A 25965-nucleotide genomic window follows, 5' to 3' on the forward strand; every position below is an offset into this window, starting at 1 on the left:
TGGGCGGCCGGTTCCTTGGTACAAAGGAAACATTTTCCTTATTGGCTCGACATCGATAGAAAGGAGGGCCGAAAAAAAGTGCTGGTGACTGCAGCCGGAGTGAACAAAAACCTCGAAGGGAAAAAGCGTTGGCTGTTGAATATACACCATGTAAGGGCTTCCTCCTCCCTTTGTGGTTTTTTGGGGTTTTTCGATTAAATTCGACACAAAGAGGAGGAAGTCCTTTCTTCTTTTAAGTAAATGTGTTACAAAAAGCAGGTTAAGGAAGTGGGTAAAGCTTACCCCTTAGGTCCTAAAATCTTTCGGGTTCAAGAGCTCTAAGTTTTGCATTTTGCTCGGCATGGCGGTGGGCAACATCTGGGGGATTCCTTCCTGGGCGCGGCCCGGGGTGAAGACCTCCCGCCTCTTCATCAAGGTGGGGGTAATCCTCCTGGGCTCCCTCTACAGCATTGCCGACCTGGCCAGGCTGGGCGTGACGGCGGTAATCTTTATCTTAAGCTTCCTCGTCTTCATGCTCCTCTTCACCCTCTGGCTGGGCCGCAAGGTGGGCATGGACCCGTCCGCCGCGGCCACCCTGGCCGCCGGCACGGCGGTGTGCGGTGTGTCGGCCATTATTGCCACCGCCCCGGCGGTGCGGGCGAAGAGCACGGACGTGGCCTACTCCATTGCCACCATCCTCTCCTTCGGCCTGGTGGCCCTGTTCCTCTTTCCCCTGGTGGGCACGCTAGTGGGCTTGAGCCCCCACCAGTTCGGGGTCTGGGCGGGCACGGGCATCATGAACTCCGGCCAGGTGCTGGCAGTGTGCCTTACTTTCGATCCCGGCACGGCCGCCCGCCCCTCGGAGAGCCTCAAGACCGGGGAAATTTACAATTTAACCCGCGTCCTCTTCCTCCCCTTTGTGGTCCTCTTTCTGGCCATTTACGCCAGCCGCAACCTGCCGCCGGAGGAAGAAGAGGCAAACATCAGCACCGGCCTCTGGGACAGGTTCCCCGTCTTCGTGCTGGGCTTCCTGGCCGTGGTCTTCCTCACCTCCTTTGGCTTTTTCGGCCCCACCTCGCCCCCTTCGCGGGAGCTGACCATCATCCGCCACCTCTACAGCTGGTTTTTCGCCATCGGCCTGGCCGGGCAGGGCATGGAGATTTCCCTGGCCGAGCTGCGCCGCGCCGGGGGCAAGCCCCTCCTGGTGGGCGCCGTGGCGGCCGCCTTGCGGGCCGTGCTGGCCCTGGTGGCGGTAATACTTTTTGTGCCGCGGTAAGCTGGCTGCAAACGTGCTTTGGCTCCCGCTCGCTCCATTCACCTCGCGGACCAAACTAGCGCTCGATTTTCGGGCTCCGGCTGGGGTCTCCGGCCCATTCGGCATCCGTGCCTCACGGGCCGGCCTCGGCCATCCGGGCCTCGGCCCCGCCTCCGCCCTCAATCTCGCTAAGTTTGGTTTTCCCGCTCGGCTCAAGTCGCTCGCTTTGGAGCCAAAGCACATTTTAAAGCGATCTTATGCGAGGTGATAACGTGCTCTACCCTGAGGACGGCGAGCTTTTTGCCACGGAGAGGTTGGAGGACTACCTGGCCCTTTCCCTGGCCGCCGTAATTTTGCTCATCGTCATGGTCTTCTTTTAGCGGCGACAAAAAAGGCCTGCGGGCGGCAGGCATGACAAAGCGCTGTCTTAGATTAGAAAGGGCTCAGGTCTTCGGACCAGGTTATTTTGCAGCCCAATGCCTCGGCACTGCGGATGATCATGGCGTCCCAAAAAGATATGGCGTAGCGCCGGTGAATGGCAATGGCCTCCAGCACATCGGCGGCGTCAGGCGCGTGCACGCGCCAGGCCGAAAGGTATTCGATAAGTTGCGAGGCGGTTTCCGGCGCAAGCGGCTGGCGGACTTTTCGGGTTACCGTCACATAGAATTCCTGGAGCACCTGCACGCTGAGGCAGCCGTTACCCGTTTCCCAGAGCGCGGCAACCAGGCTTTTTGTCCGGGCGTGCCTTTCCCCGGCTAAGATGTCGTGGGCGTAAACGAGCACGTCGGTGTCGACAAACTGCCGGCCATTATTTTTACCGTTCATGGAGGTCGCTCCTGTCCCAGTTAATGTTTCCTTCCGTTGCCAGGTCAAAGGTATCCAGCATGACCAAATGCCGCTCCTTTGCCCGGCCGTACGCATCTTCCTTGCGCGTGAGTTCTTCCAGCAGCTGGGTGAGAAGGCCGGAAAGCGAAACACCCCGCTCAATGGCGATGTGTTTTGCCCGGCGCAGCACTTCCTTGGGCAGCGAGAGGGTAACATTTTGATACTCCATATGCCTCCCACCTCCACGCAAATGAGTGTATCACTTATTAACGTGAAAAGTAAGCCATTTAAATAGAGTTCTCCGCCCCCGCGGCCCTACAAAAATCTACACCGTTATGGAAAAAAATGAATAACCGCCTCCCTTCGGTTATATACTATCAGTGAAAATTAAATTGCCCACGACGAAGGCCAAAAGGAGGGAAGGTCCGCCATGAAGGCAACGGGTATTGTCCGGCGCATCGACGATCTAGGAAGAGTGGTTATACCCAAGGAAATCAGGAGGACGCTCCGCATCCGCGAAGGGGATCCTTTGGAGATTTTTGTCGATAGAGAAGGAGAAGTGATCCTCAAGAAGTATTCGCCCATCGGCGAGCTGGGCGAGTTTGCCAAGGAGTACGCCGATTCCCTACACGAGGCGCTGGGACACATTGCCTGCATTGCCGACCGCGATGCCATCATTGCCGTGTCCGGGGCGCCCAAGAAGGAGTACCTCAACAAGCCCATCAGCCCGGCGGTGGAAAAGGTGATGGAGGAGCGCAAGGCGGTGATCATTAACAGCCCGGGCGATAGCCCTTACTGCAAGGAGTGCCTGACCGCAGAAGAAGAAGAGTGCAAGTATTCGGCGGAGGTGATCGCGCCCATCATCTGCGAGGGCGACCCCATCGGCGCAGTTATTTTGGCCTCCAAGGAGCCGGGCGTGAAGATGGGCGAGCTGGAGCTGAAACTGGCCGAGACGGCGGCGAGCTTCCTGGCCAAGCAAATGGAGCAGTAGGTTGGGTGGCCGAACGGCCACTTTTTTATTGGCCTGTCTTTTTTTGCCCGATCCCTTCCGGTATAATTAATACTGTGGCCGAAAACGACGAAGATTGTTGTAGGGGGTGAAACACCCGGCCTGGCGGGTGCCCTATGGAGGCGGTTATTACCGTTGTCGGTTTGGGGCCGGGAAACCCCGGCCACCTGCCCGTTGCCGCGTGGGAGGTGTTGCAGGGAAAAAGGCCCGTCTATCTGCGCACGGAGCACCACCCGGTGGTGCCCTGGCTGAAAGAAAAGGGGGTGGCCTTCCGGGCCCTGGACTCCTTTTACGAGCAGGGTCGCACCTTTGAGGAGGTCTACCGCCGCATGGCCTCCTTCCTCCTGGAGGAGGCAGAGAAATCCTCCCCGGTTTTTGCCGTGCCGGGCCATCCCCTGGTGGCCGAGGAAGCGGTCAGGCTGCTCCTAGAGGAAGCTCCCCGGCGGGGGGTAAAGGTGGAGGTTGTTCCCGCCATGAGCTTTGTGGACGCGGTTTGTGCCGCCCTCGGGCTGGGCGTCTCGCCGGGCATGGTCCTGGTGGACGGCCTCTCCTTAAGCGAAGAGGTGCTCTTCCCGCAGCTGGCCAGCATTGTTTACCAGGTGTACAACCGCCTGGTGGCCTCGGACGTCAAGCTGGCCCTGCTGGAGTGCTACCCGCCCGACCACCCGGTAACGGTCGTCAGGGCGGCGGGGGTCCCGGGAGAGGAGCGCATCGAGGAGTGCCCGCTCTGCGAGCTGGACCACCTGGACTGGTTTGATCACCTCACCAGCCTCTACCTTCCTCCCTGCCGCGGGGCCGCACGCACCGCCTGCCGATACCCGCTGGACCCCCTCGTGGAGGTCATGGCCAGGCTGCGCGGCGCGAACGGCTGCCCCTGGGACCGGGAGCAGACCCACCGCAGCCTGCGGCCTTTCCTGATAGAGGAAGCCTACGAGGTGTGCGAGGCCATCGAACAGGAAGATATGTATAAGCTTTGTGAGGAATTGGGAGACTTATTGTTGCAGGTGGTTTTTCACTGCCAGCTGGCCAGGGAGAAGGGCTTTTTCGATGCCAACACCGTGGTAAAGGGGATCACGGCCAAGATGCTGCGCCGTCACCCCCACGTTTTCGGAGAGGAGACGGTGCGGGACAGCCGGGAGGTTCTGGTCAGGTGGGAGGAAATCAAGGCGCGGGAAAAAGGGGAACCTTCCCGGCTGGAGGAAGTGCCCCGGCACCTGCCGGCCCTCATGCAGGCCAGGGAGGTGCAGGCCAGGGCGGCGCGGGTGGGCTTTGACTGGCCGGACTACCGCGGGGCGCTGGAGAAGGTGGGCGAAGAGCTGGAAGAGGTGCGGCGGGCCCTTGCTGGCGGCCGGTCCGGGGACGTGGAAAAGGAGTTGGGCGACCTCCTCTTTGCCGCCGTCAACCTCTGCCGCCTGGTGGGCGTGGAGGCGGAGGTGGCCCTTTTGGGGGCCGTCGGGCGCTTCCGCCGCCGCTTCCGCTACCTGGAAGAGCAGGCAGGCCGGGCCGGGAGGGACCTCGCCTCCTTTCCCCTGGAACAGCTCGATGCCTGGTGGGAAGAAAGCAAGAAAATGGAGGAGAAGGAAGGAAACGCGGTAAAAATAGCGAATAGTATGGGAAAAATGTCTAAACCTTCTGAGGGGGGTACTTATGAATAAGGCAGACCTGATATCGCAGGTGGCCGAGAAGACGGACCTGACCAAAAAAGACGCCGAAAAAGCCGTCACCGCCGTTTTTGCCGCCATTGAGGAGGCCCTGGCCCGGGGGGACAAGGTACAGCTGGTGGGCTTCGGGACCTTTGAGATCCGGGAGAGGGCTGCCCGCAAGGGCCGCAACCCGCAGACGGGGGAGGAAATTGAGATTGCCGCGGCCCGCGTACCGGTGTTCAAGGCCGGCAAGAACCTGCGGGATGCCGTCGCCCAGGCGCCCGCGAATCCCTCTTAAAGCAGCAAATTACATAGAGAGGCAAGTGAGCCTTTAACAAGGAAAAAGGCCTGCGCGCAGGCCTTTTTCTGTTTGGACGAGCTATTTGCACCTAAAGAAAAATAATGGTTATTTTTGGGCGTAAGCGGCTGTAGACTGTATTGCCATAACATGGTATTATAAGCAAAAAAAGTTATGGGGGTGGTGAGCTTGCTTGTGTGGCGGGAGCTATCCGCAGAGGCGGGGGGCGGTAACCTCGTGCGGGCACCTACCTAGGAGGGTGAGGGCGCCGGGAGCGAGGTCCCCGTGAGCTGCCGCGGGGCCGGCAGGGGGTTACAAGGGTGAAGGCGAGGACGCTTAGTCCGGGGGCGGCTTGTGCCCGCCCGTAGCGAGCACAGAGGGAAATCCCCCGGTGTGGAAAAGCCGGACCCTGCAGGGCGAAGGGCATACTTTTTCCCCTCCGGGCCAAAATAAGCATAACAAGTACAGGCCGATACGGAGGGGAAACGGTGAAGAAGGCAGTTAGCCGCGCGGCTCTTTTGCTGGTTGCCTCGGGCATACTGTGGTGCGCCGGCTGTGCACGGCTCATGCCCCCGCGCAAGCCGGCTCCCCCAGCCGGCAGGGAAGAGCCCACCATCAGCCTTTACGTCAACCAGACCGGGGAAAGGAAAAACATCAAGCTGGAGGAGTACGTGGCCGGGGTGGTGGCCGCGGAAATGGACCCCACCTGGCCGGTAAATGCCCTGGCGGCGCAGGCCATCTTGGCCCGCACCTTCACCATGGAGAACATCAAGAGCGGGAAGGTGCGGGACCTGCACGGCACCGATGCCTCCACCAGCAAGGAGGAGTTTCAGGCCTACGACCCGTCCCGCGTTAACGACAACGTGCGCCGGGCGGTGGACCTCACCAGGGGTAAGGTGGCCCTGTACAACGGGGAGTACATCAAGGCTTGGTTTAACGCCTGCGACGGCGGCGTGTCAGCCTCGGCGGCCGAGGGGCTGGCCTACACGGAAAAGCCCACGCCCTATGTGAAAGCAGGCGTGAAGGACGGCTGCCTCTCCATTACGGTGCCGGAAAACCGTTACTGGGAAAGGCGCATACCCCTGGAGAAGGTACGTGCGGCGGTGCAAAAGATCACGGGCCGAGATCCGGGACCGGTGACAGCGGTGGCGGTTACGCGCCGGGGTCCCTCGGGGCGGGTGGAGGAGCTAAAGGTGGGGGACGTGCCGGTGAGCGGCCCGGCCCTGCGCCTGGCCCTGGGCAGCGACCTGGTGCGCTCCATGTTGCTCACCAAGGTGGCCGTGGAGGGCGGTTCCCTGGTGCTGGCCGGTAAGGGCTTTGGGCACGGGGTGGGCATGTGCCAGTGGGGGGCCAGGCTGATGGCGGAAAAGGGCCGTTCTCCGGAGGACATCCTGCGCTTTTACTTCAAGGATATCGAGATAAGGAAGCTGTGGGATTAGCGGGCGGCAAAATCTGCCGCCCTTTTTTTCATAAGACCGCCTGCCGCGCGCATAAAGATAAGGGGTAAGGAGTTCTCTTTGCGCGGGGTGAGGCCGGTGGAGGGGTCTCACAGGATTACCCTGCTCGACCGCAAGCAGCTGCACCTGGAGGGCGTGCGCCACGTGGAGAGCTTTGACGAAAGGGAGATCGTGCTGGACACCACCCTTGGCGCGCTGACGCTAAAGGGCGAGGGGCTGCACATCACGCGGCTCGACCTGGAAAAGGGCGTTTTGTCCGCCGAGGGTTATTTCGCCAGCCTGGTCTTCCAAGAAGGAAAAGGCAGGGCCGGGACGAGGGGCAGAAACCTCCTGGCCAGGCTGATTAAGTGAGAGGCCGCAGGGAGGGTATGCGGGTGAGCGTTGGCGAGCAGGCGGGCGCCTTTCTCCTTACAGTGGCGCTGGGGGCGGCGGCAGGCCTTTTTTACGATTTTTACCGCGCGCTAATACGCCTTTTGCGCCTGCGCGGGGCTGCCGGCTTTGCGGGGGACCTTTTCTTCTGCCTCTTCCTTCTGGCCTTTGTCTTTGCCGCGCTGCTCTACTTTAACTACGGCGAGGTGCGCTTTTACGTGCTCCTGGGCCTGGCGCTGGGGATGGCCCTCTATCGCCTCGGTCCTGGCAGGGTGGCCGGAACATTCTTTTACCGCGCGCTGCACGCCTTTTCCCGCCGCGCCGGTGCGGCAGCCCGGGTGGCGCTGGCCCCGCTTTCCGCCGCGCGGCGGGCGCTGGCCAGGATGTGTCCCCGGAGGTGAGGAGCTTTTTCCCGGCAGGAGTGGAGCGCCGCGGCGGAGAATAATTAGCCCCCAGGGGGGAGGAAAATGATCTCGGGTACCTCCAGGCCCTGGAAGGGGGAAAGGCTGGTCCCGCGCCGCGCCAGGCGCCTCCACTTTAACCGGAAGCGCCTCCCGGGGCTCTTGCTGGTGGTTGTCCTCTGTTACCTGCTGGTGACCCTCTGGGCGCAGTTCCAGCGCCTGGACGCCATGCAGCGGGACCTCGACCAGCTCCAGGCGCAGATTGCCGAGCTCAAGCAAAAAAACGCCGAGCTAAAGCAGCAGCTCAGCCTCGTGCAGTCGGACGCCTACATCGAGCAGGTGGCCAGGGAGAGGCTGGGGCTGGTGAAGCCCGGCGAGGCCCGGGTGGTACCGGTCAAGAAAGATAACCAGTAGGGGTTTTCCGCGTGGAAGGCATTCTCCGCCAGAAAAGCACTACGGGAATGCTTTTTTCATTTGGGCAAGGGAAAGGGAGGTTTGGGGGCGTGCGCGTGGCCGTAATAGACATCGGCACCAATTCTACCCGCCTACTGGTGGCCGCCTGCGAGGAGGGCAGCGTGAGGGAAGTGCTGCACCGGGACCTGCGCACCACCCGTCTGGGCGAAGGCATAGAGGAAAGGAGGCTCAGGCCGGAGGCCGTTGCTCGCACCTTAAGGGTGCTGGAGGAGTACCTGGAGCGGGCGCGTAGCTTTGGGGCGGAGCGCGTGGTGGCGGCGGCCACCAGCGCCGTGCGGGACGCCGCCAATAAAGGTGAGTTCCTTCGGGCGGCCCGGGAGGTGGGCCTGGAGGTGGAGGTGCTCTCCGGGGAGGAGGAGGCCTACTACAGCTACCTAGGGGCCTGCCTGGGCCTCGCGCTGGAGCCAAGGGGCCTGGTGGTGGTGGACGTGGGGGGCGGCAGCACGGAGTTCATCTGGGAGGGCGGCGGCAGCCTCTTTTGCCGCAGCGTGAACGCCGGGGCCGTGCGCATGACCGAGGGGGGCTACGGCGAAGAGGCCATCGGGCGGGTGCTGGAACCGGTGCTGCAGGCCGTGAGGGCGCACGCGCCGCGGCACTTGGTGGGCGTGGGCGGCACGGTGACCACCTGCGCGGCCATGGTGCAAAAGCTGAAAACCTACGACCCTTCCCTGGTGCACGGCTTTACACTCTCCCTGGAGCAGGTGGAGGGCCTGCTGGCGCTGCTCTCCCGCACGCCCCTGGAGGAGCGGCGCCGCCTGCCGGGGCTCCAGCCGGAGCGGGCGGACATCATCGTGGCCGGGGTGCGCATCGTGCGCCGCATTATGCTGGGGCTGGAGATGAAGGACCTACAGGTAAGCGAGACGGACATCATGTACGGCCTGGCTTTGAGGGCTGCAGGAGGTGTCGAAAGAAAACCTGTCATTATATACCAAATATGACATCCATTGCCCACCCCTTGGGCTATAATGTCCTATTGAGAACTGGCTTTTAGGGGTGGCCTGGATGCGCCAGGAAATGGAGGAAGTTTACCCGTACCGGCGGGTGGAGCAGGGCGCAAAAAAGGCGAGGAAAACCGCGCCCGCTCCCTCCTGGCAAGACCTCCTGCGGGGACGTGTTTTTACCGGCCGCAGTTTTTTGCTCTTTGGCGCCGGGTTTTTCCTGGGGCGGGCCGTGCTGCTGGGGGAGGTGGCGCCCCTGCCCTTTGCCTTTGTGGCCGCGGCGGCGCGCGTTTTTCCCGCCGGCAGCCTGGCCGCCCTGCTGGGGTCGTGCGCGGGCCTGGCGACGGTAAAGTCCGGCCTCTCCCTGGCCGCGTCGTTGGCCACGGCCTTTTTTACCTGGCTCCTGGTGCAGGCCGTACCCGCGGGCCTGAGGAGGCCGCACCTGGTCCTGCCGGCGCTGGTCTTCGCCCTCACCGCGGTGGTCAAGGCGGGCCTGCTTTCTTTTGCCGACGCCACTCCCTACCAGTACGCGGCGGTGCTCTTTGAGGGCGGTTTTGCCTCCCTCTGCACCCTTGTCTTCCTACAGGCCCTTCCCTCCCTGCCCAAGCTGGCCGGGCTTGCGCCGCTCACCGCCGAGGAGCTTTTTGCCGTGGTCGTCCTGCTCCTGGGCGTGGTGGCCGGCACCAGCGAGCTGCACGTGGGCATGGTATCCGTAAAGGGGGTTTTAAGCCGCGCGGTCATCCTGGTGGGGGCGCTCCTGGGGGGGCTGGGCTTGGGGGCCGCCGCCGGAGCGGTGGTGGGTGTGGTCCCAGGCCTCGTTTATACGGCGGTGCCCGCCATGGTGGGGGTGTACTCCTTTGCCGGGCTCCTGGCCGGGCTCTGCCGCGGCCTGGGGCGGGCGGGGGTGGCCCTGGGCTTCTGCCTGGGCAACGTCATCCTTTCCTTTTACCTGGCCGACTTCGGGCACCTGGCGGCGGTGACGGCCGAAACGGCACTGGCCATTTTTCTTTTTTTCCTCCTCCCGGGTCGGCTGGTGGGTAGCCTGAGCCGCTCGCTGGTGGACGTCTTTTTAGGGACCAGTGAGGGGGCGGCGGTGGCCGGCAGGTGGCGCGCGGCTGCGGAGCGGCGCCTGCGGCGCTGGTCTTCCCTTTTCCACGACCTCTCCCGCCGCCTGGAGGAAGTGCCGGCGCGAGAAGAGCCGTCGGCCGGCCTCCAGGTTTTGTTCGGCGAGATTGCCGCCAAGGTTTGCCGCGGCTGCGGGCTCTACCGCACCTGCTGGGAGTGGGACGCCTTCCATACCTACCGCAACATGCTGGAGCTTTTAACCCAGGCGGAGCTTTACGGCCACCTGGATACCGCGGACCTGCCCCCCGCCATAAAGAAGCGCTGCTGCCGGCCCAAGGAGCTGGCCATTAACGCCGCCTGCCTTTACGACGCCTACAAGCTCAACCACTTCTGGCAGAAAAAATTGGCCGAGAGCCGCCTGGTGGTGGCCGAGCAGCTAAAGAGTGTAGCCGAGATGGTGGAGGGGCTGGCGGCAGAACTGGACCTGGGCGCGGGCAATCCCCCGCAGGACGGGCAGTACCTCCTGCGGCGGCTAAAAGAAGCCGGCCTGCCGGTGGCCGACCTGCGCTTTGCCGGCGGCAGAGAAAGGGAGATCGTGGTGACGGGGCGCTGGTGCGAGCGGCGAGAGATCTGCCGGGAGCTGGCCGCCCAGGTGAGCAGGCTCACCGGGGAAAACTTCGACCTCTCTTTTAAGGGATGCCCCTTCTGGCTCCCACGGGATCCTTGCACCGTACGCCTTTACACCGGGCTAAAATTTTCCCTGGAGGTGGGCGTGGCGGCGGCGGCCCGGGGCGGGAGCGCCGTCTCCGGGGACAGCTACGCCTTCCTCCAGCTCCCGGAAGGGCGCTGCGCCCTGGTCATCAGCGACGGCATGGGCAGCGGCCCGGAGGCGGCCCGGCAGAGCGGCGAAGTGGTTTCCCTCCTGGAGCGGCTGCTGGAAGCGGGCCTGGACTGGCCCCTGGCCGTAAAGACCTTAAACGCCCTGATGATCCTGCGCTCGCCGGGGGATTCCTTTGCCACCCTGGATATGGCCATCCTGGACCTGGCCGCGGGCCAGGGGGAGTTCATCAAGATCGGCGCGCCGCCGAGCTTCCTTTGGCGCAACAAAAAGGTGACCGCCGTCAGGGCCGCCTCCCTTCCGGTGGGCGTCCTCAGAGACCTGGAGGTGGCCTCGCAGCACAGGGCCCTCTGCGCCGGGGACGTGCTGGTGATGGCCAGCGACGGCGTGCTGGAGGCCGGCGGGGGGGCCGGGGATGAAGAAGGCTGGCTGGCGGGCGTGCTGCGCGACGTGGGGAACCTCTCCCCCCAGGAGATGGCCGACCTGCTCCTGCAGCTGGCCCGGGCGAGGGCCGGGGAAGGGAAGGGCGACGACATGACGGTGGTCGTGGCCAGGCTGCAAAAGGTTTAAAAAGAGCGGGGCCGGAGGAGGAAAAAGGGCGGCGGGTATGGAAATTCTAAAAAAACGCGAGGAGGGCCGGGGATGGATCTGGCCCCCAGGGTTTTGGCGTTTGTTCGCAGGCAGGGGATGATTGCCCCAGGGGACCGCGTGCTGGTGGCCGTTTCCGGCGGCCCCGATTCGGTGGCCCTTTTGCACCTCCTCTGGCGTCTTAGGGCGGAGCTGGGGATCTCCCTGGCCGTGGCCCACTTGAACCACATGATCCGCGGCGAAGAGGCGCGGGCCGACGCCCTCTTCGTGCAGGACCTGGCCCGCAGCCTGGGGCTCGCGGCTTTTGTGGAAGAGTTTGACGTGCCCGCCTTCCGGGAAAAGACACGGCTTTCCCTGCAGGAAGCGGCGCGCGAGGCGCGCTATCAATTTCTGGAGGCGCTGGCCAGGAGGGAGGGCACTTCCCGCGTGGCCCTGGGCCACCACGCCGACGACCAGGCCGAAACGGTGCTCCTTAACTTCCTGCGGGGTGCCGGGCCGGCGGGGCTAAAGGGCATCCCGCCGGTGCGCGGCATATACATAAGGCCCCTCTTGTGCGTGCGCCGGAAGGAAATCGAGGCATACTGCCGGCAGTTTTCCCTGCCCGCGCGCGAGGACCCCTCCAACAAAAAGCCCGTTTACACCCGCAACCGCCTGCGCCTGGAACTCATCCCCCACCTGGAAAAGGAGTACAACCCGCGGCTGGTGCGCTCGCTGGTCAACCTGGCCGAGCTGTGCCGCGAGGAAAACGCCTACCTGGAAGAGCAGGCGGCCCGCCTCCTGCAGGAGGCCTTAAGGGCCGCAGGTGGAGGTGCGCTGGCACTGGACGCCCGGGCGCTCCGCTCCGCGCCGCGCGCCCTGGCGCGCCGCGTGGTGCGCCAGGCCTGGCGCCGGCTCACGGGCGCCCCCGGCGAGCTATCCTTTGAGCGGGTGGAGGCCGTGATGGGCCTGCTGGAGGAGGGAGGGGAGGGCAGGCTGGTGGAGCTGCCCCGCCGGGTCGGCGTGCGCCGCCTGGGAGGGGAGCTGCGCTTTGCCGCGGCGGGCGAAGAGGAAGAGGGGGTGCCTTTTTACCGCTACCCCCTGGCCGTGCCGGGGGCGACCTATATCCCGGAGATCGACCGTACCGTCGTGGCCCGCCTGGTGCCGGTAGGCGAGGCCCCGCCGCCGAAAAACCTTTCCCCGCGGGAAGCCCTCCTGGACTACGACCTGCTGCCGCCGGGCGCCCTGGAGGTCCGCCGCCGCTGCGAGGGGGACCGTTTTCACCCCCTGGGGCTGCCCGGGGCCACCAAGTTGAAAAAGTTCCTCATCAACCAGGGCGTTCCCCGCGCAGAGAGAGACCGCCTTCCCCTGGTGGTTTGCGGCGGGCAGATCCTGTGGGTGGGCGGCGTGCGCATTGCCGAGCCCTGGAAGGTTACCTCCCGCACGCAGAGGTGTCTTTTTTTGCAGTTGGTAGAGGGAAAGGCATTAGATGGCGCGATAAGGTGAATTTTCTCGTTGAAAGGCGCCTTTTTGTATGCTAAAATAACTCTCATGGCTAGAGGTATGGTGCCGAGAGGAGTGTCCTTGTTGAACAAAGTTCTCAAGAACCTGAGCATCTACCTGCTGATCGTGATGGTAATTGTTTTTTTAATTAAATACGTGCAGCCCGCCCATGTGAACGTGGAGCAGTGGCGCTACGATGAGTTCGTGCGGGCGGTCAACCAGGGCCAGGTGCAAAAGGTGACCGTGCAGGCGCGGCAAAACACCAACCTCATCATCGGGGAGACGAAGAGCGGCGCGCGCTTTCAGGTGGTGGGGCTGAAAAACGACCAGGAGCTGTCCAAGTTCCTCCTCGAGAAGGGGGTACAGATAGTTAACGAGGAGCCTCCTTCCCCGGGATGGTGGGCCAACCTCCTGAGCAGCCTGCTGCCCGTGCTCATCTTCATGATGCTCTTCTTCTTCATGATGCAGCAGACCCAGGGCGGGGGCAACAGGGTGATGTCTTTCGGTAAGAGCCGCGCCCGATTGCACACCGACGACAAGAAGCGGGTGACTTTTGCCGACGTGGCGGGCATTGACGAGGTCAAGGAAGAGCTGCAGGAGATCGTGGAGTACCTGAAAAACCCCAAGAAGTTTATCGACCTCGGCGCCCGCATCCCCAAAGGGGTGCTCCTCTACGGCCCGCCGGGCACGGGGAAGACGCTGCTCGCCCGGGCGGTGGCCGGGGAAGCCGGCGTACCCTTTTTTAGCATCAGCGGCTCGGATTTCGTGGAGATGTTCGTGGGCGTGGGCGCCGCCCGCGTGCGCGACCTCTTCGACCAGGCCAAGAAGAACGCCCCCTGCATCGTCTTCATTGACGAGATTGACGCCGTGGGACGCCAGCGGGGGGCCGGCCTGGGGGGCGGCCACGACGAGCGGGAGCAGACGTTAAACCAGCTCCTGGTGGAAATGGACGGCTTCTCGCCCAACGAGGGCATCATCATCATTGCCGCCACCAACCGCCCGGACATCCTTGACCCGGCCCTCTTGCGCCCGGGGCGCTTCGACCGGCAGGTGGTGGTGGACATCCCGGACATCGTGGGGCGCAAAGAGATCTTGAAGGTGCACATGCGGGGCAAGCCCATTGCGCCGGACGTGGACCTGGACGTGCTGGCCCGGCGTACCCCCGGCTTTACGGGGGCCGACCTGGCCAACATGGTCAACGAGGCGGCCCTTTTGGCCGCCCGCAACAACAAGACGCAGATCTCCATGCAGGAGCTGGAAGCGGCCATCGAGCGGGTCATTGCCGGGCCGGAGAAGAAGTCCAAGGTCATCAGCGACCAGGAGAAGCGGCTGGTTTCCTACCACGAGGCTGGCCACGCGGTGGTGGGCTACCTCCTGCCCCACACCGACCCGGTGCACAAGGTGTCCATCATCCCCCGCGGGCGGGCCGGCGGCTACACGCTGCTGTTGCCCAAGGAGGACCGCTACTACATGACCCGCTCCATGCTCCTGGACCAGGTGACCATGCTCCTGGCCGGGCGGGTGGCCGAGGAGCTGGTGCTGAAGGAGGTCAGCACCGGCGCCCAGAACGACCTGGAGCGGGCCACGGAGATGGTGCGCAAGATGGTCATGGAGTACGGCATGAGCGAAGAGCTGGGCCCCATGACCCTGGGGCGCAAGACGGACACGCCCTTTTTGGGCCGCGACCTGGCCCGCGACCGCAACTACAGCGAAGAGGTGGCCTCAGCCATCGACAAGGAAGTGCGGCGCATCATCGAGGGCTGCTACAACCGCGCCAGGGAGCTTTTGGAGAAGCACATGGACACGCTGCACCTGGTGGCCAACACCCTCTTTGAAAAGGAGACCCTGGAGGCGGAGGAGTTTGCCGCCCTCATGAAGCAGGCCGGGGAAAAGGAACACGGCGGGGAAAAGGAGAAAAAATAAGCAAAAACGTTTTTTTAAGGGGGATATGGAGCTTTGGAGCGCACCTTTGTCATGGTCAAGCCCGACGGCGTGCAGCGGGGCCTGGTGGGGGAGATCATCTCCCGCTTTGAGAAGAGGGGCCTGAAAATCGTCGGGCTGAAGATGATGCAGGTGACCCGCGAGCTGGCGGAAGCCCACTACGGCGAGCACCGGGGCAAGCCCTTCTTTGCCCCCCTGGTGGAGTACATCACCAGCGGTCCGGTGGTGGCCATGGTCCTGGAGGGGAAGAACGCCGTGTCCGTGGTGCGGGAGATGATGGGGGCCACCGACCCCCAGAAGGCGGCCCCGGGCACCATCCGGGCCGCGTACGGCCTGGACATCGGGCGCAACGTCATCCACGGCTCGGACGGGGAGGAAAGCGCCCGGCGGGAGATCGCCCTCTTTTTCGGCGAGGGGGAGCTTTTGAGCTACCGCCGGGACATCGACCGCTGGCTTTACGAGGAGGAGCGGTGAAGCCATAACCGCTCCTTATTTTTTGCACATGTATACAATAAAAATCATTTTCCCCGGCAGGAATTCTTTGCGCAGTTGCCGAATTTAAACTCCCGGTAGTGGGGGTGGAAAATGATGAGCGCGGCGCTAAAGGTTGGCCTGCGGGGCGAGGCCACCGCGGCGGTCACGGAGGGGAACACCGCCCTGGCTTACGGCAGCGGCGGCGCCAGGGTGTTCGCCACGCCGGCCATGATCGGGCTTATGGAAAACGCGGCCCTCTCCGCGGTGGACCCGCTCCTGGAACCGGGCCAGATGACCGTGGGCATTAAGGTGGACGTGGAGCACCTGGCGGCAACCCCGGTGGGCATGAAGGTTACCGCCCGCGCCGAGCTGGTGGAAATTGACGGCAGGAGGCTGGTCTTCCGCGTGGAGGCCTTCGACGAAAAGGAGCAGATCGGCCGCGGCACCCACGTGCGCTTCATCGTCAACACGGAGCGTTTCCTTTCCCGCGCGGAGGGCAAACTAAAAGGGGAGTAAAGGAAATAGCGGGGCTAACAGAGCGACCAGAGCCAAGTCGTGTCATGCAGGGCGCGCGGTGCGAAAAAAGCTAAAAAATTGAGACTTGGGGCTAAAACCCGGCTTTGGGCCGGGTTTTGAGTGAGGCAGGCTTAAATTTTCAAGAGAAGGGGGAGGAAGAGCGAAGATGCCCTGGGATCCTACCAAAATGGCCGACTGGCAGATAGCCGAGGAAGCGGAAAAGAACATGCCCACGCCCGAGGAATGGCGGGAGAGGCTCGGCCTGGAGAAGGACGAGGTCATCCCCTACGGGCGCATTTGTAAGCTGGACTTCATGAAGATCATCAAGCGCCTGGAAAACAGGCCCAACGGCAAGTACATTAACGTCACCGCCATTACCCCCACCCCGCTGGGCGAGGGCAAGACCACCACTACCCTGGGCCTGGTGGAGGGCCTGGCCAAGCGGGGCAAGAACGTGGGCTGCGCCATCCGCCAGCCTTCCGGCGGCCCCACCATGAACATTAAGGGCACGGCTGCCGGTGGCGGCAACGCCCTGGCCATCCCCATGACCGAGTTCTCCATGGGCCTCACCGGGGACATCAACGACATCATGAACGCCCACAACCTGGCCATGGTGGCGCTGACCGCCCGCATGCAGCACGAGCGCAACTATACCGACGAGGAACTGGCACAGAGGGGCCTGCGCCGCCTGAACATCGACCCCACCAACGTGGAGATGGGCTGGGTGATCGACTTTTGCGCCCAGGCCCTGCGTAACATCATCATCGGCATCGGCGGCAAGATGGACGGCTACATGATGCAGTCCAAGTTCCAGATTGCCGTCAGCTCCGAGCTGATGGCCATCCTGGCCATCGTCAACGACTTAAAGGACCTGCGGGAGCGCCTGGGCAAGATCACCGTGGCCTACGACATGAAGGGCAACCCGATAACCACCTCCGACCTGGAAGTGGCCGGCGCCATGTGCGCCTGGATGCGCAACACCATCAACCCCACCCTCATGTGCACGGTGGAGTACAACCCCGTGCTGGTGCACGCCGGGCCCTTCGCCAACATTGCCGTGGGCCAGTCCTCCATCATTGCCGACCGCATCGGCCTGAAGATGTTCGACTACCACGTCACGGAGAGCGGCTTCGGCGCCGACATCGGCTTTGAGAAGTTTTGGAACGTCAAGTGCCGCCTGAGCGGCCTGGTGCCCAACGTCTCCGTGGTGGTGGCCACCATCCGGGCCTTAAAGATGCACGGCGGCGGCCCCAAGGTGGTGCCCGGGCGGCCCATCCCCAAGGAGTACTACGAAGAGAACCTGGAACTCCTGGAGAAGGGCATTGCCAACCTCCTGCACCACGTGGGCATCGTCAAGAAGGCCGGCATCAACCCGGTGGTCTGCATCAACTCCTTCCCCACCGACACCAAGGACGAGATTGCCCTGGTGAAGCGGCTGGTGGAGGAGGCCGGCGCCCGCTGCGCCGTATCCAACCACTGGCGCTACGGCGGCGAGGGGGCCCTGGAGCTGGCCGACGCGGTCATCGACGCCTGCGAGGAGAAGGTGGACTTCAAGTTCCTCTACCCGCTGGACATGCCGCTGCGCCAGCGCGTGGAAATCATCGCCAGGGAGGTCTACGGCGCGGACGGCGTGACCTGGACGCCCGAAGCCGAGGCCAAGGCCAAGCGGTTTGAGTCCGACCCGCAGTTCCGGGACTACATGACCATGATGGTGAAGACCCACCTGAGCCTGAGCCACAACCCCGACCTCAAGGGCGTGCCCAAGGGCTGGGTCCTGCCGGTGCGCGACATCCTGGTCTTCTCCGGCGCCAAGTTCCTCTGCCCGGTCACCGGCACCATCAGCCTCATGCCCGGCACCAGCTCCGATCCCGCCTTCCGCAGGGTGGACGTGGACGTCAACACCGGCAAGGTTATCGGCCTTTTCTAAACGACAGGTCCCAGGACACACCGAGGCCCCGGGGCAATTTGCCCCGGGGCCTTTTTACCGCTTGGCCGTGGCACGGAGGCCCCTCATTCCTGCCCGTAAAGCTCGCGGGCGGTGGCCAGGCTCAGCCGCTGCAGGTCCTCCTCCCCGGTCACGGCGCACACCCGGTAGCCTAGGGCGGACACCTTTTCCAGGAGCCGCTGGATGTCCGGGGGCGGGGTGCGGCGGGGGTGGTAGATGAAGTAAAGGGTGCCGCCGCAGGTGGCCCGTGCGGCCTGCGCCAGCCCCTCCAGGGCCTCGCCGGCGTTGTGCAGCGCCGCGTCGCTGATCACGCAGAGGTAGGGCGGCCTGGGGGCGGCGCGGCAGAGGCGCAGGACCTCCGCCGCCGGGAAGTAGGTGTCGCGCCCGGGATAGCGCACCAGGAGGGAGGCTACGGCCTCCCTCTCCCTGGTGAAGCCGGTGCTCTCGTAGTCGCCGGAGAAGACCACCGCCGCCACCGGTGCGCCCGCGTCGAAGGCCGCCTCCGCCAGGATGAAGGCGGCCAGCACGGCGTAGGAGCGCTTGCGCTTGGGGTTGGGCATGCTCCCGCTGGCATCCAGTGCCAGCACCAGCCAGGGCGCCTCCCGGCCCCTACCCCGGGCGGCGGCGGTGACGCTCTCGCGCCGCAGGGTGGTGATGCCCGGCAGGATGACGCCGCCGGTGGTGAGGGTGGCCAGGAGGTCCAGCTCCTCCGGGGGGTCGCCGGGCTCCCAGCGGGCGGCGGCTTCCGGGTGCTCCTCCCCCTTTTGCCCTTCCGCGGAAGCCGGGCGCACGGCAAACCTGCGCGCCAGGTCCCGGTAGTAGCGGACCTCGGCTTCTTCGGCTGCCGCAAAGCCCAGCCCCCGCAGGAGGCGGCGGTAATCAGCGGGGCTGTCGATGTGCTCGGCCAGGCCGCCCGGCCCCTCCTCCTCCGGGCGCTCCTCCCGCTTGTCCAAGGTGCGCCGCCGGGAAGGGCCCTCCCTCACGGGCGCCGGGCCGCGCGGGCCGGGGTGCTGGCTGCCCCCCTGGCCGGGGTCGCTCCCCGGGCGCCCGCCGCGGCGGTAGTTGGCGCGCCCCTGGTAGTCCAGGAGGGAGAGCCAGGGGCCCTCGCCGGCGGGCCAGTAGGGGTGGCATATCCTGGCGAAGAGGGCCATGCCCTCGGGCCAGTCGCGCTTGCCCCGCAGGTGGCGGAAGACCTCCGCCAGCCGCCGCGCGTCCCGCTCGAGGCGCGTACTTAGGGCGCTGGCCAGCGTTTCCGGGGGCAGCTCCCAAAGCAGCTCCAGGGTGCGCAGGTACAGCCGCCAGAGGGGGCTGCCCTCGCCCGCCGTGAGCTTCTGGTAAAAGGGGACCATGCGCAGGCCCGCGCGGTAAAGCACGGTGTTGACGATGACGTCGGCAAAGAGGTTGACCCAAAAGACGGCCTCCCGGTGGCCCCGCGCCAGCCTCTCGTCGTCCTCCGGCAGCTCATAAAGGCCCAGGCCGCGGTAGGCGGCGTGCAGCAGCAGGGCGTCGGAGGGCGGGTCGGCCGGTATGGCCATGTGGTGGCCTATTTCGTGGCTCAAGAGCTCCACCAGGTACTCGCCTGCCCCCCGCGCCTCCAGGGCCGGGTAGTTTACCAGGGTGTTTTTTTCCACGAAGTTAAAGAAGGCCAGCTGCGTACCCATGGCCTGCCTGGCCGCTTCGGGATCCCAGTAAACCACGGGCCGCCGCAGCTGCACGAAGCCCCAGGGCTTTTTGGCCTCTTCCCAGCAGGCGTCCACGAATGCCTCGCGCTCGCTCATGCCTCTTCTCCCTCTTCCAGGAGGTCCCGCAGGCGCAGGAGGTCCTCCCGCGCCCTTTGCTCCGCGGGGAAGGGATCGACCTCCAGGGCTAGCAGCCGGTGGTTGTGGGTGCCCACGTAGAGGACGCCGTCGGCCAGGCGCAGCGCGGCGTAGACGTGGCCCCCGGCGTGGAAATGCCAGGAACAGCGTCCGGTGACGGCGGAGAGGGCGTAGAGGTGCCCGCTCCTGGCCGCCACGAAGAGGGTCTGGCCGCAGATGACCGGCGGGGCGCAGACCTCGTCCGGGGCGCGGAAGACCCAATGCGCCCTGCCTGTGAGGGCATCTACGGCGCAGACCTTTCTGCCGCGGGAGGCCACGTAGAGGATGCCCTGGTGGTAGCAGGGTGGGGCGTCCAGGGCGCCGCGGGTTCTGAACACCCAGCGCACCACCCCCGTTTCCAGGTCCAGGGCGTAGAGGCGCCCGTCGGCGGTGCCGGCGTATACCGTTTCCCCCGCCACCACCGGGGAGGAGCGCACGGGGCCGGAGGTGGTTGCCTGCCAGAGCAGGCGACCCGTCTGGGCGCAAAAGGCGTAAACCCGCCAGTCCTCGGAGCCCGCCAGGACGCGCCCTCCGGCCACGGCGGGAGCGGCCCTGATCCCTCCTCCCGTGGTCGCCGCCCACTTCAGGGCCCCCGTGCGGGCATCCAGGGCGTAGACCCGGCAGTCGTACGAGCCCACGAAGAGGGTCCCTCCTGCCACCACCGGGGAGGAGAAGATCACCCCCTCCGTGGCGAAGTCCCAGATCTTTTTTCCCGCGCGCATTTCCAGGGCGTAAACCTTACCGTCATGGCAGCCGAAGTAAACCATGCCCCGCCAGCCGCAGGGGCCCGCATATATTTCCTCCCCTGCGGTGAATTCCCACAGGAGGCTTCCCGTGCGGGCATCCAGGGCGTAAAGCTTGCGGTCGCAGCAGGCCACAAAGACCATGCCGTTTTCCGCCCAGGGGGCGGCGTAGACCTTGCCCCGGGTGTGGAAGGTAAAGAGGGTCCTGGGCGGGGCGGCGGGGGGCGGCTGCGCAGGGGAGGCAAGGCGCGGCCAGTAGGGGGCCAGGTGGCCGTTTTCCCGGCAGGCCGCCCAGAGGTCCTGGGCCGGGGCTTTTGCCAGGAGGGCGTCTAAGACGGCGGCCAGGACAAAGGGGCGGCGGTCCTTCTTCAGGCGCTCCAGGAGGTGGGCCTCACCGCCGGGCCTTTGGGCCAGCAGACGCACCAGCTCCCGGCAAACGTCCGGGTCGCCTTCTCTTTCCAGCAGCGCCGCCAGCAGGCCGGTTACCCGGGGCAGGGGGTGGGCCGCCCACCAGGCCGTGGCCTCCAGGCGCCTTGCCGGGGGGCTGAAGCGCGCATCCAGTTGCCACCAGCGCAGCAGCACCTCCAGGCCGTAAACGGCGGTGAGTTCCCGCCACTCCACCAGCGGCGACAGCCACTCCTCCGGGCGCCTGCCCTGCAGGCACAGGGCCCTGGCCAACCTGTAGAGGGGGTGGGCAAAGCGCTCCCAGCCCAGGCGGGCCACCGCTTCGGCGCAGCCCGGCAGGAGGGTATCAAAGTAGTAGGCCAGGTCCCGCCTGGGCCGGAGGCCCGGCAGGAGCGCCTCCAGCCCCTTTGGCCCCGGCGCCTGCGGCCGGTACTCGCCGGCGGCTACGGCCCGGGCGCAGAGCGTTAAAAAAGGTGCGGCCAGTTCCCGCGCCGCCCTTTCCCTCGTCCAGCCCGCGGCCAGGGCCGCCCTGAGGAGCGGCAGGAGGGCCGTTTCCACCACCTGCCGCGCGTCCCCCGCCGTGGCCACCCCGGCCAGGTGCGCCAGACCTTCGCGGCAGGGCTTTGCGGCCAGCACCTCCACCTCAGGCGCGCAAGGCGTCTGCAAGAGCCGCCAGAGTTCCCTCATTTTTTTCCGCCTCCCGCAAGAGGCCCGCCAGGTACAGGAGCAGCACCAGCTTATCCCGCTGCGCCGGGTGGTAGCCGTTGGCTATTTCGCGCACGGCCTGGCGGACAATTTCCAGCTTCTCCTGTGCCGGGCGACTTTCGCCGACCGCCGCCAGGGCCCGCTTGAAGGGGTGGTAGCCGTAGCGGGCCACCCAGGTTTCCGCTTGCACCTGCTCGTCGCGGTAGGCCTGCACGAACAGGCGGCGCAGCCAGCTCACGCGGTCGGCGCGGTAGCTCACCTCTTCCTTGCGCCGGAAGGCCAGGGGGGAAGGAAGGATCTTGTGCTGCGTCAGGTAGGGGAAGATCTGCTCCAGGTCCTCCACCTCCACGCGTTCCTTGCCCCTGAACCAGGCCAGGGCGCGCCCGTAGAGCTTCAGCGCCTTTAAGGTGCGCGGCTCGAGGCCGTTTTCCGTCTGGGCGCACAGGGCCCGCGCGGTGTCCAGCTGGCACTCGGCGCACAGGCTGCTGGGCAGAATGCCCTGGCTTAAGGCGTAGTTTTTCGTCTGGTGCTCGGGCTCCGTGCTGGCGCGCAGGCAGTTGGAGAGGTGGGCCTTGACCGCGCTGATGGCCGCCAGCGCCTCGGGGGCGAGAGGCAGGGCAGTGATTTGCTCCCGGATGGCCTCGCGCTCCTCGGGGGTGAGGGCCAGTTCCCCGGCCTCCACTTCTGCTTCCGCGGCGGGCAGCAGGTCCACCATCTCGGCATTAAAGGAAGTGGCCTTGACGGCGGCGTCGATGCGGTCCAGGAGCGGCGGGATGACGGCATAGGTGCCCGGGTCGACGGTGTTGGCCGTAAAGTAGTAGGGCCCGGGCCGGTAGGGCAGCAGCACGTTGAAAACCTCGGCATAGTTGTCGGCCACCATGCTTAAAATGGCCGCCTGGGTTTTGGAGGGGATGCGGTTTAGCTCGTCGATGATCTTGACGGGGGAGGTGAGGATGAGCCGGGGGTCCACCTCCTTTTCCCCGCGCATGAGCTTTTCCGGGCGCAAATTTCCCACCAGGTCGGCCACGGTAAGCTGCGGGTGGCCGTGCACCATGCCGCGCCGGAGTTCCTCCAGAGAAAGGCCAAAGACCAGCTGCCCCACCAGGAGGGCGGCGCTGGTCTTTCCCGTCCCCGGCTGGCCGAGGTAAAGGAGCCGGCCGTTAACCAGCGCGGTGAGCAGCGAGAGGAGGAGGCAGGAGTTGTACGCCTCGTCCGGGAGGTAGATCTCCAGGAGGAGGGAGCCCGCCTCCAGGTCCACCTGCTGCAGGTCGCCGCCCCGGTAGAAGCGGATGTCCAGCTCCGGGCAGAGGAGGTGGCGCCCCATTTCCCGGTAAATGGCCCGCACCTTTTCCCGCAGGGGGTCGGAGGCCCGTCCTTTTGCCGGAGGTCGGACTTCCTCAGCGGGCAGGGGCCAGGGAAGCCCCAGCAACTGGGCCAGCTCGCGCAAGACCTCTTCTTCCGGCATGTTCTTGTGATGCCCCCGTGCCGTTTTTTAATTTCTCTTTCTTTTTCTCCGGCGGTTTTCCTCTTCCCCCCGCCACCGCTCCATTTCATTGACACTTTTTTGCGCCAGCGTTTATAATCGTGGTGTAGTTTTGTCACGGGAGGCGTAAAACAAAATGTCCAGGCCACCGAAGTGCCGCTGGGTGGAGTTCATCCCCCGGCTGACCCTGTTCAAACCGGCGGGGGTTCCCCAGAGGGAGCTCCAAGAGGTGTGCCTCACCGTCGAAGAACTGGAAGCCGTGCGCTTAAAGGACCTCTTGGGCCTAGAGCAGGAGGCCTGCGCGGAGCGGATGGGCATCTCACGCCCCACCTTCCACCGCATTTTGACCGCCGCCCGCGCGAAGATTGCCGAAGCGCTGGTGGGTGGCAAGGCCCTCCGCGTGGAGGGAGGGCACTTCCGCCTGGTGGAGCGCCACTTCCTCTGCCGGGACTGCGGCCACCGCTGGGACGCGCCCTGCTCCCAGGGGCCGCCGGGTTGCCAGCTGGCCTGCCCGCAGTGCGGCAGCCAGAACTTTTACCGCGTGGACGAGGAGGGAAAGCCCTACCCTTGCTGTACGCGGGCCAGGGACGGCGAGGCTGAGGCGGACCGCTGTCGGCAGGCCGGGGAGTGAGGCGCCTTGCGCCGGGTGGGGCGAATCCTGCAGGACAGGCTTTACCGCCGCTGCTTGGCGGAAAACGCCGCCCGGGAGGTGGACAGGCCTTTTTGCCGCCACGATTTCCAGCACATGCTGGACGTGGCCCGCATCAGCTACATCATCCTGGTGGAGGGAGGGGGCCTGGACGACCTGGCCCGCGAGTGCGGCTGTGCGGGACGCCAGTCAGTTAGGGAAGTGGTCTACGCCGCCGGGCTCCTGCACGACATCGGGCGCTTCCGGCAGTACGACTGCGGCGAGGACCACGCCGCCGCGGGCGCCCTCCTGGCGAGGCCCATCCTGGAGCGGGCCGGTTTTAATTTCCGGGAGGTGAAGGTAATTACCCGCGCCATTGCCGCCCACCGCCGCGGGGACGAGGAGGGGGGCCTCCTGGGGCGCGTTTTGTGCCGGGCCGACGACCTGGCCCGCCCCTGCGCTTTTTGCCGCGCGCGGGGCGACTGCTACAAGGCGGAGCGCATGGAAAAGGCCCGGGAGCCGCTGGTTTATTGAAAGGGAGGAGGTTTACCTTGGGTTTCGTGGTGCGCAACCTGGAGGTGAAGAACCTGGCGCAGGCCCGCGCGGAGATAGCCGCCGTAGGAGCCGACCGCGTGGGCGTCGGCCTCATGGCGCCCAAGGCCGTGCACCGGGTGCTCAAGATCAGCGGCCTGACCCCCCGCCAGGCCAACATCCTTAAGCAGGAGATGCTGGCCAGGGGCGGGGAAGCTGCCGTGCACCGGGGGGTGATCGAGGGCGCGGTGGAGGCCACCGATGTGATCCTCATGGGCACCTTAAAGCAGCTGGAGTCCCTGGTGGCCAAGCTGAAGGCGCAGCCTTTCGGGCTGGCCGCGCTGGCCGAGGAGATCCGCCGCGTGCTCACCAACCTGGAGGGCCGTAAAGTGCGGCGCCTGGACTGCCGGGGCAGGGAGCTGGTGCTGGGAGAGAGGACGCTGATCATGGGCATCCTCAACGTCACCCCCGACTCCTTTTCCGACGGGGGCAAATTTAGCGACCCGGCCAGAGCCGTGGAGCGCGCCCACCAGATGGTGGAGGAAGGGGCCGACATCATCGACCTCGGCGGGGAGTCCACCCGCCCGGGGTACACGCCGGTGCCTTTAGAGGAGGAGCTGCGCCGGGTCATGCCGGTGCTGGAGATGCTGGTGGCGGAGATCCCCGTGCCCATTTCCGTGGACACCACCAAGGCCGAGGTGGCTCGCCGGGCCCTGGAGTGCGGCGCCCACCTCATCAACGATCAGTGGGCGCTGCGGGCCGACCCGGAGATGGCGGGTGTGGTGGCGCGCTACCGGGCCCCGGTGGTGCTCATGCACAATCAAAAAGGCACGGAGTACCGTGACCTCATGGGGGACATAGTGTGCTTCTTCCGGGAGAGCATTGCCCTGGCCGAGGCGGCGGGCATCCCCCGCGAAAAGATTATCATCGACCCGGGGATCGGCTTCGGCAAGACCGTGGAGCAGAACCTGGAGGTGCTGGCGCGGCTGGAGGAGCTGTCCTGCCTGGGGCTGCCCGTGCTCCTGGGCACCTCACGCAAGTCGGTCATCGGCAAGACCCTGGACCTGCCGGTGGACCAGCGGCTGGAGGGCACGGCGGCCACCGTGGCCCTGGGCATTGCCGCGGGTGCGGACATCGTGCGCGTGCACGACGTGAAGGAGATGGTGCGGGTGGCCCGCATGACCGACGCCGTCGTGCGGCGAAGGGGGGGCGCAGGGTGTGCCCTGAGCGGCGCGACCGTCTCATCTTAAAGGGCATGGAGTTTTTCGGCTACCACGGCGTGCTGCCCCAGGAGCGCCAGCTGGGCCAGCGCTTCCGCGTAGACGTGGAGCTTTACCTGGACCTTTCTCCCGCCGGGACCGCCGACGACCCCTCCCGGGCGGTGGATTACGCCAGGGCGTACCGGGTGGTGGAAGAGGTGGTCACGGGCAGCCCCTGCCGGCTCATCGAGGCCCTGGCGGAAAAAATAGCCGGCGCCCTCCTGGCCTCCTTCCCGGTGGAGGAGGTGGCCGTGCGCGTGGAAAAGCCCTGCGCCCCCGTGCCGGGCCACTTCGCCTGCATGGCCGCGGAGATCCGGCGCGCCAGGAAGCCTTAGGGGGCGGGGGACCGTGGAGAGGGCCTACATTGGGCTGGGCTCAAATATGGGTGACAAGAAGGCCGGCATCCTGCGCGCCCTGGAGGAGCTGGGAAAAACCCCCGGGGTCGCGCTCCTGCGCGTAGCCCCCCTCTACCGCACCGCGCCGGTGGGCTATACGGACCAGGACTGGTTTGTAAACACCGTGGCGGAAATAGATACCGCCCTTTCGCCCCGGGAGCTGCTGGCCGCCTGCCTGGAAATCGAGCGGCGCCTGGGCCGCGTGCGGGGCGTGCGCTGGGGGCCGCGGGTCATTGACTTAGACCTCCTCCTTTACGGCGACCTGGTCGTTGACGAGCCGGACCTCGCCGTGCCCCACCCGCGGATGCACGAGCGGGCTTTCGTGCTGGTCCCCCTGGCCGACCTGGCCCCGGACCTGGTCGTGCCCGGGCGCGGGAAGGTGAGGGATCTTTTGTGCGGCCTCGACACCTCGGGCGTGTGCCCCCTGTAAAAAAACGCCCCTTTAAAAAACGGGGGTCCGACAAGG

General features: G+C 65.4%; 26 protein-coding genes and 1 pseudogene. 22 read left to right on the forward strand and 5 right to left on the reverse strand.

The window, feature by feature from the left end:
- From G454_RS22035 to G454_RS22555, 3 genes are all read left to right on the forward strand, one after another.
- Positions 1-198 (forward strand): hypothetical protein (locus G454_RS22035; protein WP_211229924.1); only part of this gene is annotated, 198 nt, incomplete at its 5' end.
- A 130-nt stretch (positions 199-328) separates the two neighbouring features.
- Positions 329-1255: a YeiH family protein gene (locus G454_RS17480; protein WP_281168435.1), complete on the forward strand. Its 927-nt coding sequence runs from the start codon at positions 329-331 to the stop codon at positions 1253-1255.
- Between the two features lie 236 nt (positions 1256-1491).
- A complete protein-coding gene (locus tag G454_RS22555; RefSeq protein WP_281168433.1) occupies positions 1492-1614 on the forward strand; it encodes a hypothetical protein in 123 nt (40 codons plus the stop codon).
- 52 nt (positions 1615-1666) lie between these two features.
- On the opposite strand, the gene G454_RS17485 is transcribed toward G454_RS22555, so the two are convergent.
- Together G454_RS17485 and G454_RS0103195 are read right to left on the reverse strand one after the other, a co-directional pair.
- Positions 1667-2059: a PIN domain-containing protein gene (locus G454_RS17485; RefSeq protein WP_035106753.1), complete on the reverse strand. Its 393-nt coding sequence runs from the start codon at positions 2057-2059 to the stop codon at positions 1667-1669.
- Positions 2049-2288: a DUF6364 family protein gene (locus G454_RS0103195; protein ID WP_027717436.1), complete on the reverse strand. Its 240-nt coding sequence runs from the start codon at positions 2286-2288 to the stop codon at positions 2049-2051. Before G454_RS0103195 ends, G454_RS17485 begins: the two co-directional genes overlap by 11 nt.
- Before the next feature lie 201 nt (positions 2289-2489).
- Here G454_RS0103195 and spoVT point away from each other — a divergent pair, with 201 nt between their 5' ends.
- From spoVT to G454_RS0103265, 14 genes are all read left to right on the forward strand, one after another.
- Positions 2490-3050 carry a stage V sporulation protein T gene (gene spoVT / locus G454_RS0103200; RefSeq protein ID WP_027717437.1) on the forward strand — a complete coding sequence of 187 codons (561 nt, stop codon included), beginning with the start codon at positions 2490-2492 and terminating at the stop codon, positions 3048-3050.
- A gap of 134 nt (positions 3051-3184) precedes the next feature.
- Positions 3185-4723, forward strand: a complete 1539-nt coding sequence (gene yabN, locus G454_RS17490; protein ID WP_084413218.1) for a bifunctional methyltransferase/pyrophosphohydrolase YabN — start codon at positions 3185-3187, stop codon at positions 4721-4723.
- On the forward strand, positions 4716-5009 hold the full coding sequence (locus G454_RS0103210) for an HU family DNA-binding protein (protein ID WP_027717438.1): 294 nt from the start codon (positions 4716-4718) through the stop codon (positions 5007-5009). The genes yabN and G454_RS0103210 overlap by 8 nt, the downstream gene beginning before the upstream one ends.
- Positions 5010-5497: 488 nt before the next feature.
- Positions 5498-6448, forward strand: a complete 951-nt coding sequence (locus G454_RS0103215) for a SpoIID/LytB domain-containing protein (RefSeq protein ID WP_027717439.1) — start codon at positions 5498-5500, stop codon at positions 6446-6448.
- Positions 6449-6535: 87 nt separating this feature from the next.
- On the forward strand, positions 6536-6817 hold the full coding sequence (gene yabP, locus G454_RS0103220; RefSeq protein ID WP_211229925.1) for a sporulation protein YabP: 282 nt from the start codon (positions 6536-6538) through the stop codon (positions 6815-6817).
- A 23-nt stretch (positions 6818-6840) separates the two neighbouring features.
- Positions 6841-7236, forward strand: coding sequence for a spore cortex biosynthesis protein YabQ (yabQ, locus tag G454_RS20225; RefSeq protein WP_051275805.1), 396 nt, complete (start codon positions 6841-6843; stop codon positions 7234-7236).
- Between the two features lie 66 nt (positions 7237-7302).
- On the forward strand, positions 7303-7650 hold the full coding sequence (locus tag G454_RS0103230) for an FtsB family cell division protein (RefSeq protein ID WP_027717441.1): 348 nt from the start codon (positions 7303-7305) through the stop codon (positions 7648-7650).
- A gap of 89 nt (positions 7651-7739) precedes the next feature.
- Complete coding sequence (locus G454_RS0103235; RefSeq protein WP_027717442.1) at positions 7740-8648, forward strand: Ppx/GppA phosphatase family protein; 909 nt, start codon at positions 7740-7742, stop codon at positions 8646-8648.
- 64 nt (positions 8649-8712) lie between these two features.
- On the forward strand, positions 8713-11121 hold the full coding sequence (gene spoIIE / locus G454_RS0103240; RefSeq protein ID WP_027717443.1) for a stage II sporulation protein E: 2409 nt from the start codon (positions 8713-8715) through the stop codon (positions 11119-11121).
- Between the two features lie 72 nt (positions 11122-11193).
- Positions 11194-12621 (forward strand): tRNA lysidine(34) synthetase TilS, encoded by a 1428-nt coding sequence (gene tilS / locus G454_RS0103245; RefSeq protein ID WP_027717444.1) that lies wholly within the window; start codon positions 11194-11196, stop codon positions 12619-12621.
- A gap of 57 nt (positions 12622-12678) precedes the next feature.
- Positions 12679-14541, forward strand: a complete 1863-nt coding sequence (gene ftsH / locus G454_RS0103250) for an ATP-dependent zinc metalloprotease FtsH (RefSeq protein ID WP_211229930.1) — start codon at positions 12679-12681, stop codon at positions 14539-14541.
- A 33-nt stretch (positions 14542-14574) separates the two neighbouring features.
- On the forward strand, positions 14575-15033 hold the full coding sequence (gene ndk / locus G454_RS0103255) for a nucleoside-diphosphate kinase (RefSeq protein WP_027717446.1): 459 nt from the start codon (positions 14575-14577) through the stop codon (positions 15031-15033).
- Between the two features lie 114 nt (positions 15034-15147).
- Complete coding sequence (locus G454_RS0103260) at positions 15148-15549, forward strand: thioesterase family protein (RefSeq protein WP_027717447.1); 402 nt, start codon at positions 15148-15150, stop codon at positions 15547-15549.
- A gap of 166 nt (positions 15550-15715) precedes the next feature.
- A complete protein-coding gene (locus tag G454_RS0103265; protein WP_027717448.1) occupies positions 15716-17476 on the forward strand; it encodes a formate--tetrahydrofolate ligase in 1761 nt (586 codons plus the stop codon).
- 83 nt (positions 17477-17559) lie between these two features.
- On the opposite strand, the gene G454_RS0103270 is transcribed toward G454_RS0103265, so the two are convergent.
- Genes G454_RS0103270 through G454_RS0103280 form a run of 3 tightly spaced genes read right to left on the reverse strand, consistent with a single transcriptional unit; the run spans position 17560 to position 22668 of the window.
- On the reverse strand, positions 17560-19272 hold the full coding sequence (locus tag G454_RS0103270; RefSeq protein WP_027717449.1) for a vWA domain-containing protein: 1713 nt from the start codon (positions 19270-19272) through the stop codon (positions 17560-17562).
- Positions 19269-21185: an outer membrane protein assembly factor BamB family protein gene (locus tag G454_RS20230; protein ID WP_027717450.1), complete on the reverse strand. Its 1917-nt coding sequence runs from the start codon at positions 21183-21185 to the stop codon at positions 19269-19271. The genes G454_RS0103270 and G454_RS20230 overlap by 4 nt, the downstream gene beginning before the upstream one ends.
- A complete protein-coding gene (locus G454_RS0103280) occupies positions 21142-22668 on the reverse strand; it encodes an AAA family ATPase (protein WP_027717451.1) in 1527 nt (508 codons plus the stop codon). Before G454_RS0103280 ends, G454_RS20230 begins: the two co-directional genes overlap by 44 nt.
- Before the next feature lie 154 nt (positions 22669-22822).
- Here G454_RS0103280 and G454_RS17505 point away from each other — a divergent pair.
- The 5 genes and pseudogenes from G454_RS17505 to folK all read left to right on the forward strand — a co-directional run.
- Positions 22823-23149 (forward strand): annotated as a pseudogene (locus G454_RS17505) (DUF134 domain-containing protein); the annotation flags it as partial.
- A 183-nt stretch (positions 23150-23332) separates the two neighbouring features.
- Positions 23333-23848 (forward strand): HD domain-containing protein, encoded by a 516-nt coding sequence (locus tag G454_RS0103290; protein ID WP_245574302.1) that lies wholly within the window; start codon positions 23333-23335, stop codon positions 23846-23848.
- A gap of 26 nt (positions 23849-23874) precedes the next feature.
- Positions 23875-25095 carry a dihydropteroate synthase gene (folP, locus tag G454_RS17510; RefSeq protein WP_245574303.1) on the forward strand — a complete coding sequence of 407 codons (1221 nt, stop codon included), beginning with the start codon at positions 23875-23877 and terminating at the stop codon, positions 25093-25095.
- Positions 25062-25439 carry a dihydroneopterin aldolase gene (folB, locus tag G454_RS0103300; RefSeq protein WP_027717453.1) on the forward strand — a complete coding sequence of 126 codons (378 nt, stop codon included), beginning with the start codon at positions 25062-25064 and terminating at the stop codon, positions 25437-25439. Before folP ends, folB begins: the two co-directional genes overlap by 34 nt.
- Positions 25440-25452: 13 nt before the next feature.
- Positions 25453-25929 (forward strand): 2-amino-4-hydroxy-6-hydroxymethyldihydropteridine diphosphokinase, encoded by a 477-nt coding sequence (gene folK, locus G454_RS17515; protein ID WP_035106731.1) that lies wholly within the window; start codon positions 25453-25455, stop codon positions 25927-25929.
- Positions 25930-25965: the final 36 nt, after the last annotated feature.

This window comes from Desulfovirgula thermocuniculi DSM 16036 (assembly GCF_000429345.1).
Classification (GTDB): Bacteria; Bacillota; Desulfotomaculia; order Desulfotomaculales; family Desulfovirgulaceae; genus Desulfovirgula; species Desulfovirgula thermocuniculi.

Bases quoted from the DNA above. Each gene is read 5' to 3' on its own strand.
- G454_RS22555 (WP_281168433.1), top strand. From the start codon at position 1,492: ATGCGAGGTGATAACGTGCTCTACCCTGAGGACGGCGAGCTTTTTGCC.
- G454_RS17485 (WP_035106753.1), bottom strand. From the start codon at position 2,059: ATGAACGGTAAAAATAATGGCCGGCAGTTTGTCGACACCGACGTGCTC.
- G454_RS0103195 (WP_027717436.1), bottom strand. From the start codon at position 2,288: ATGGAGTATCAAAATGTTACCCTCTCGCTGCCCAAGGAAGTGCTGCGC.
- spoVT (WP_027717437.1), top strand. From the start codon at position 2,490: ATGAAGGCAACGGGTATTGTCCGGCGCATCGACGATCTAGGAAGAGTG.
- yabN (WP_084413218.1), top strand. From the start codon at position 3,185: ATGGAGGCGGTTATTACCGTTGTCGGTTTGGGGCCGGGAAACCCCGGC.
- G454_RS0103210 (WP_027717438.1), top strand. From the start codon at position 4,716: ATGAATAAGGCAGACCTGATATCGCAGGTGGCCGAGAAGACGGACCTG.
- G454_RS0103230 (WP_027717441.1), top strand. From the start codon at position 7,303: ATGATCTCGGGTACCTCCAGGCCCTGGAAGGGGGAAAGGCTGGTCCCG.
- spoIIE (WP_027717443.1), top strand. From the start codon at position 8,713: ATGCGCCAGGAAATGGAGGAAGTTTACCCGTACCGGCGGGTGGAGCAG.
- tilS (WP_027717444.1), top strand. From the start codon at position 11,194: ATGGATCTGGCCCCCAGGGTTTTGGCGTTTGTTCGCAGGCAGGGGATG.
- ftsH (WP_211229930.1), top strand. From the start codon at position 12,679: ATGGTGCCGAGAGGAGTGTCCTTGTTGAACAAAGTTCTCAAGAACCTG.
- G454_RS0103260 (WP_027717447.1), top strand. From the start codon at position 15,148: ATGAGCGCGGCGCTAAAGGTTGGCCTGCGGGGCGAGGCCACCGCGGCG.
- G454_RS0103265 (WP_027717448.1), top strand. From the start codon at position 15,716: ATGCCCTGGGATCCTACCAAAATGGCCGACTGGCAGATAGCCGAGGAA.
- G454_RS0103270 (WP_027717449.1), bottom strand. From the start codon at position 19,272: ATGAGCGAGCGCGAGGCATTCGTGGACGCCTGCTGGGAAGAGGCCAAA.
- G454_RS20230 (WP_027717450.1), bottom strand. From the start codon at position 21,185: ATGAGGGAACTCTGGCGGCTCTTGCAGACGCCTTGCGCGCCTGAGGTG.
- G454_RS0103280 (WP_027717451.1), bottom strand. From the start codon at position 22,668: ATGCCGGAAGAAGAGGTCTTGCGCGAGCTGGCCCAGTTGCTGGGGCTT.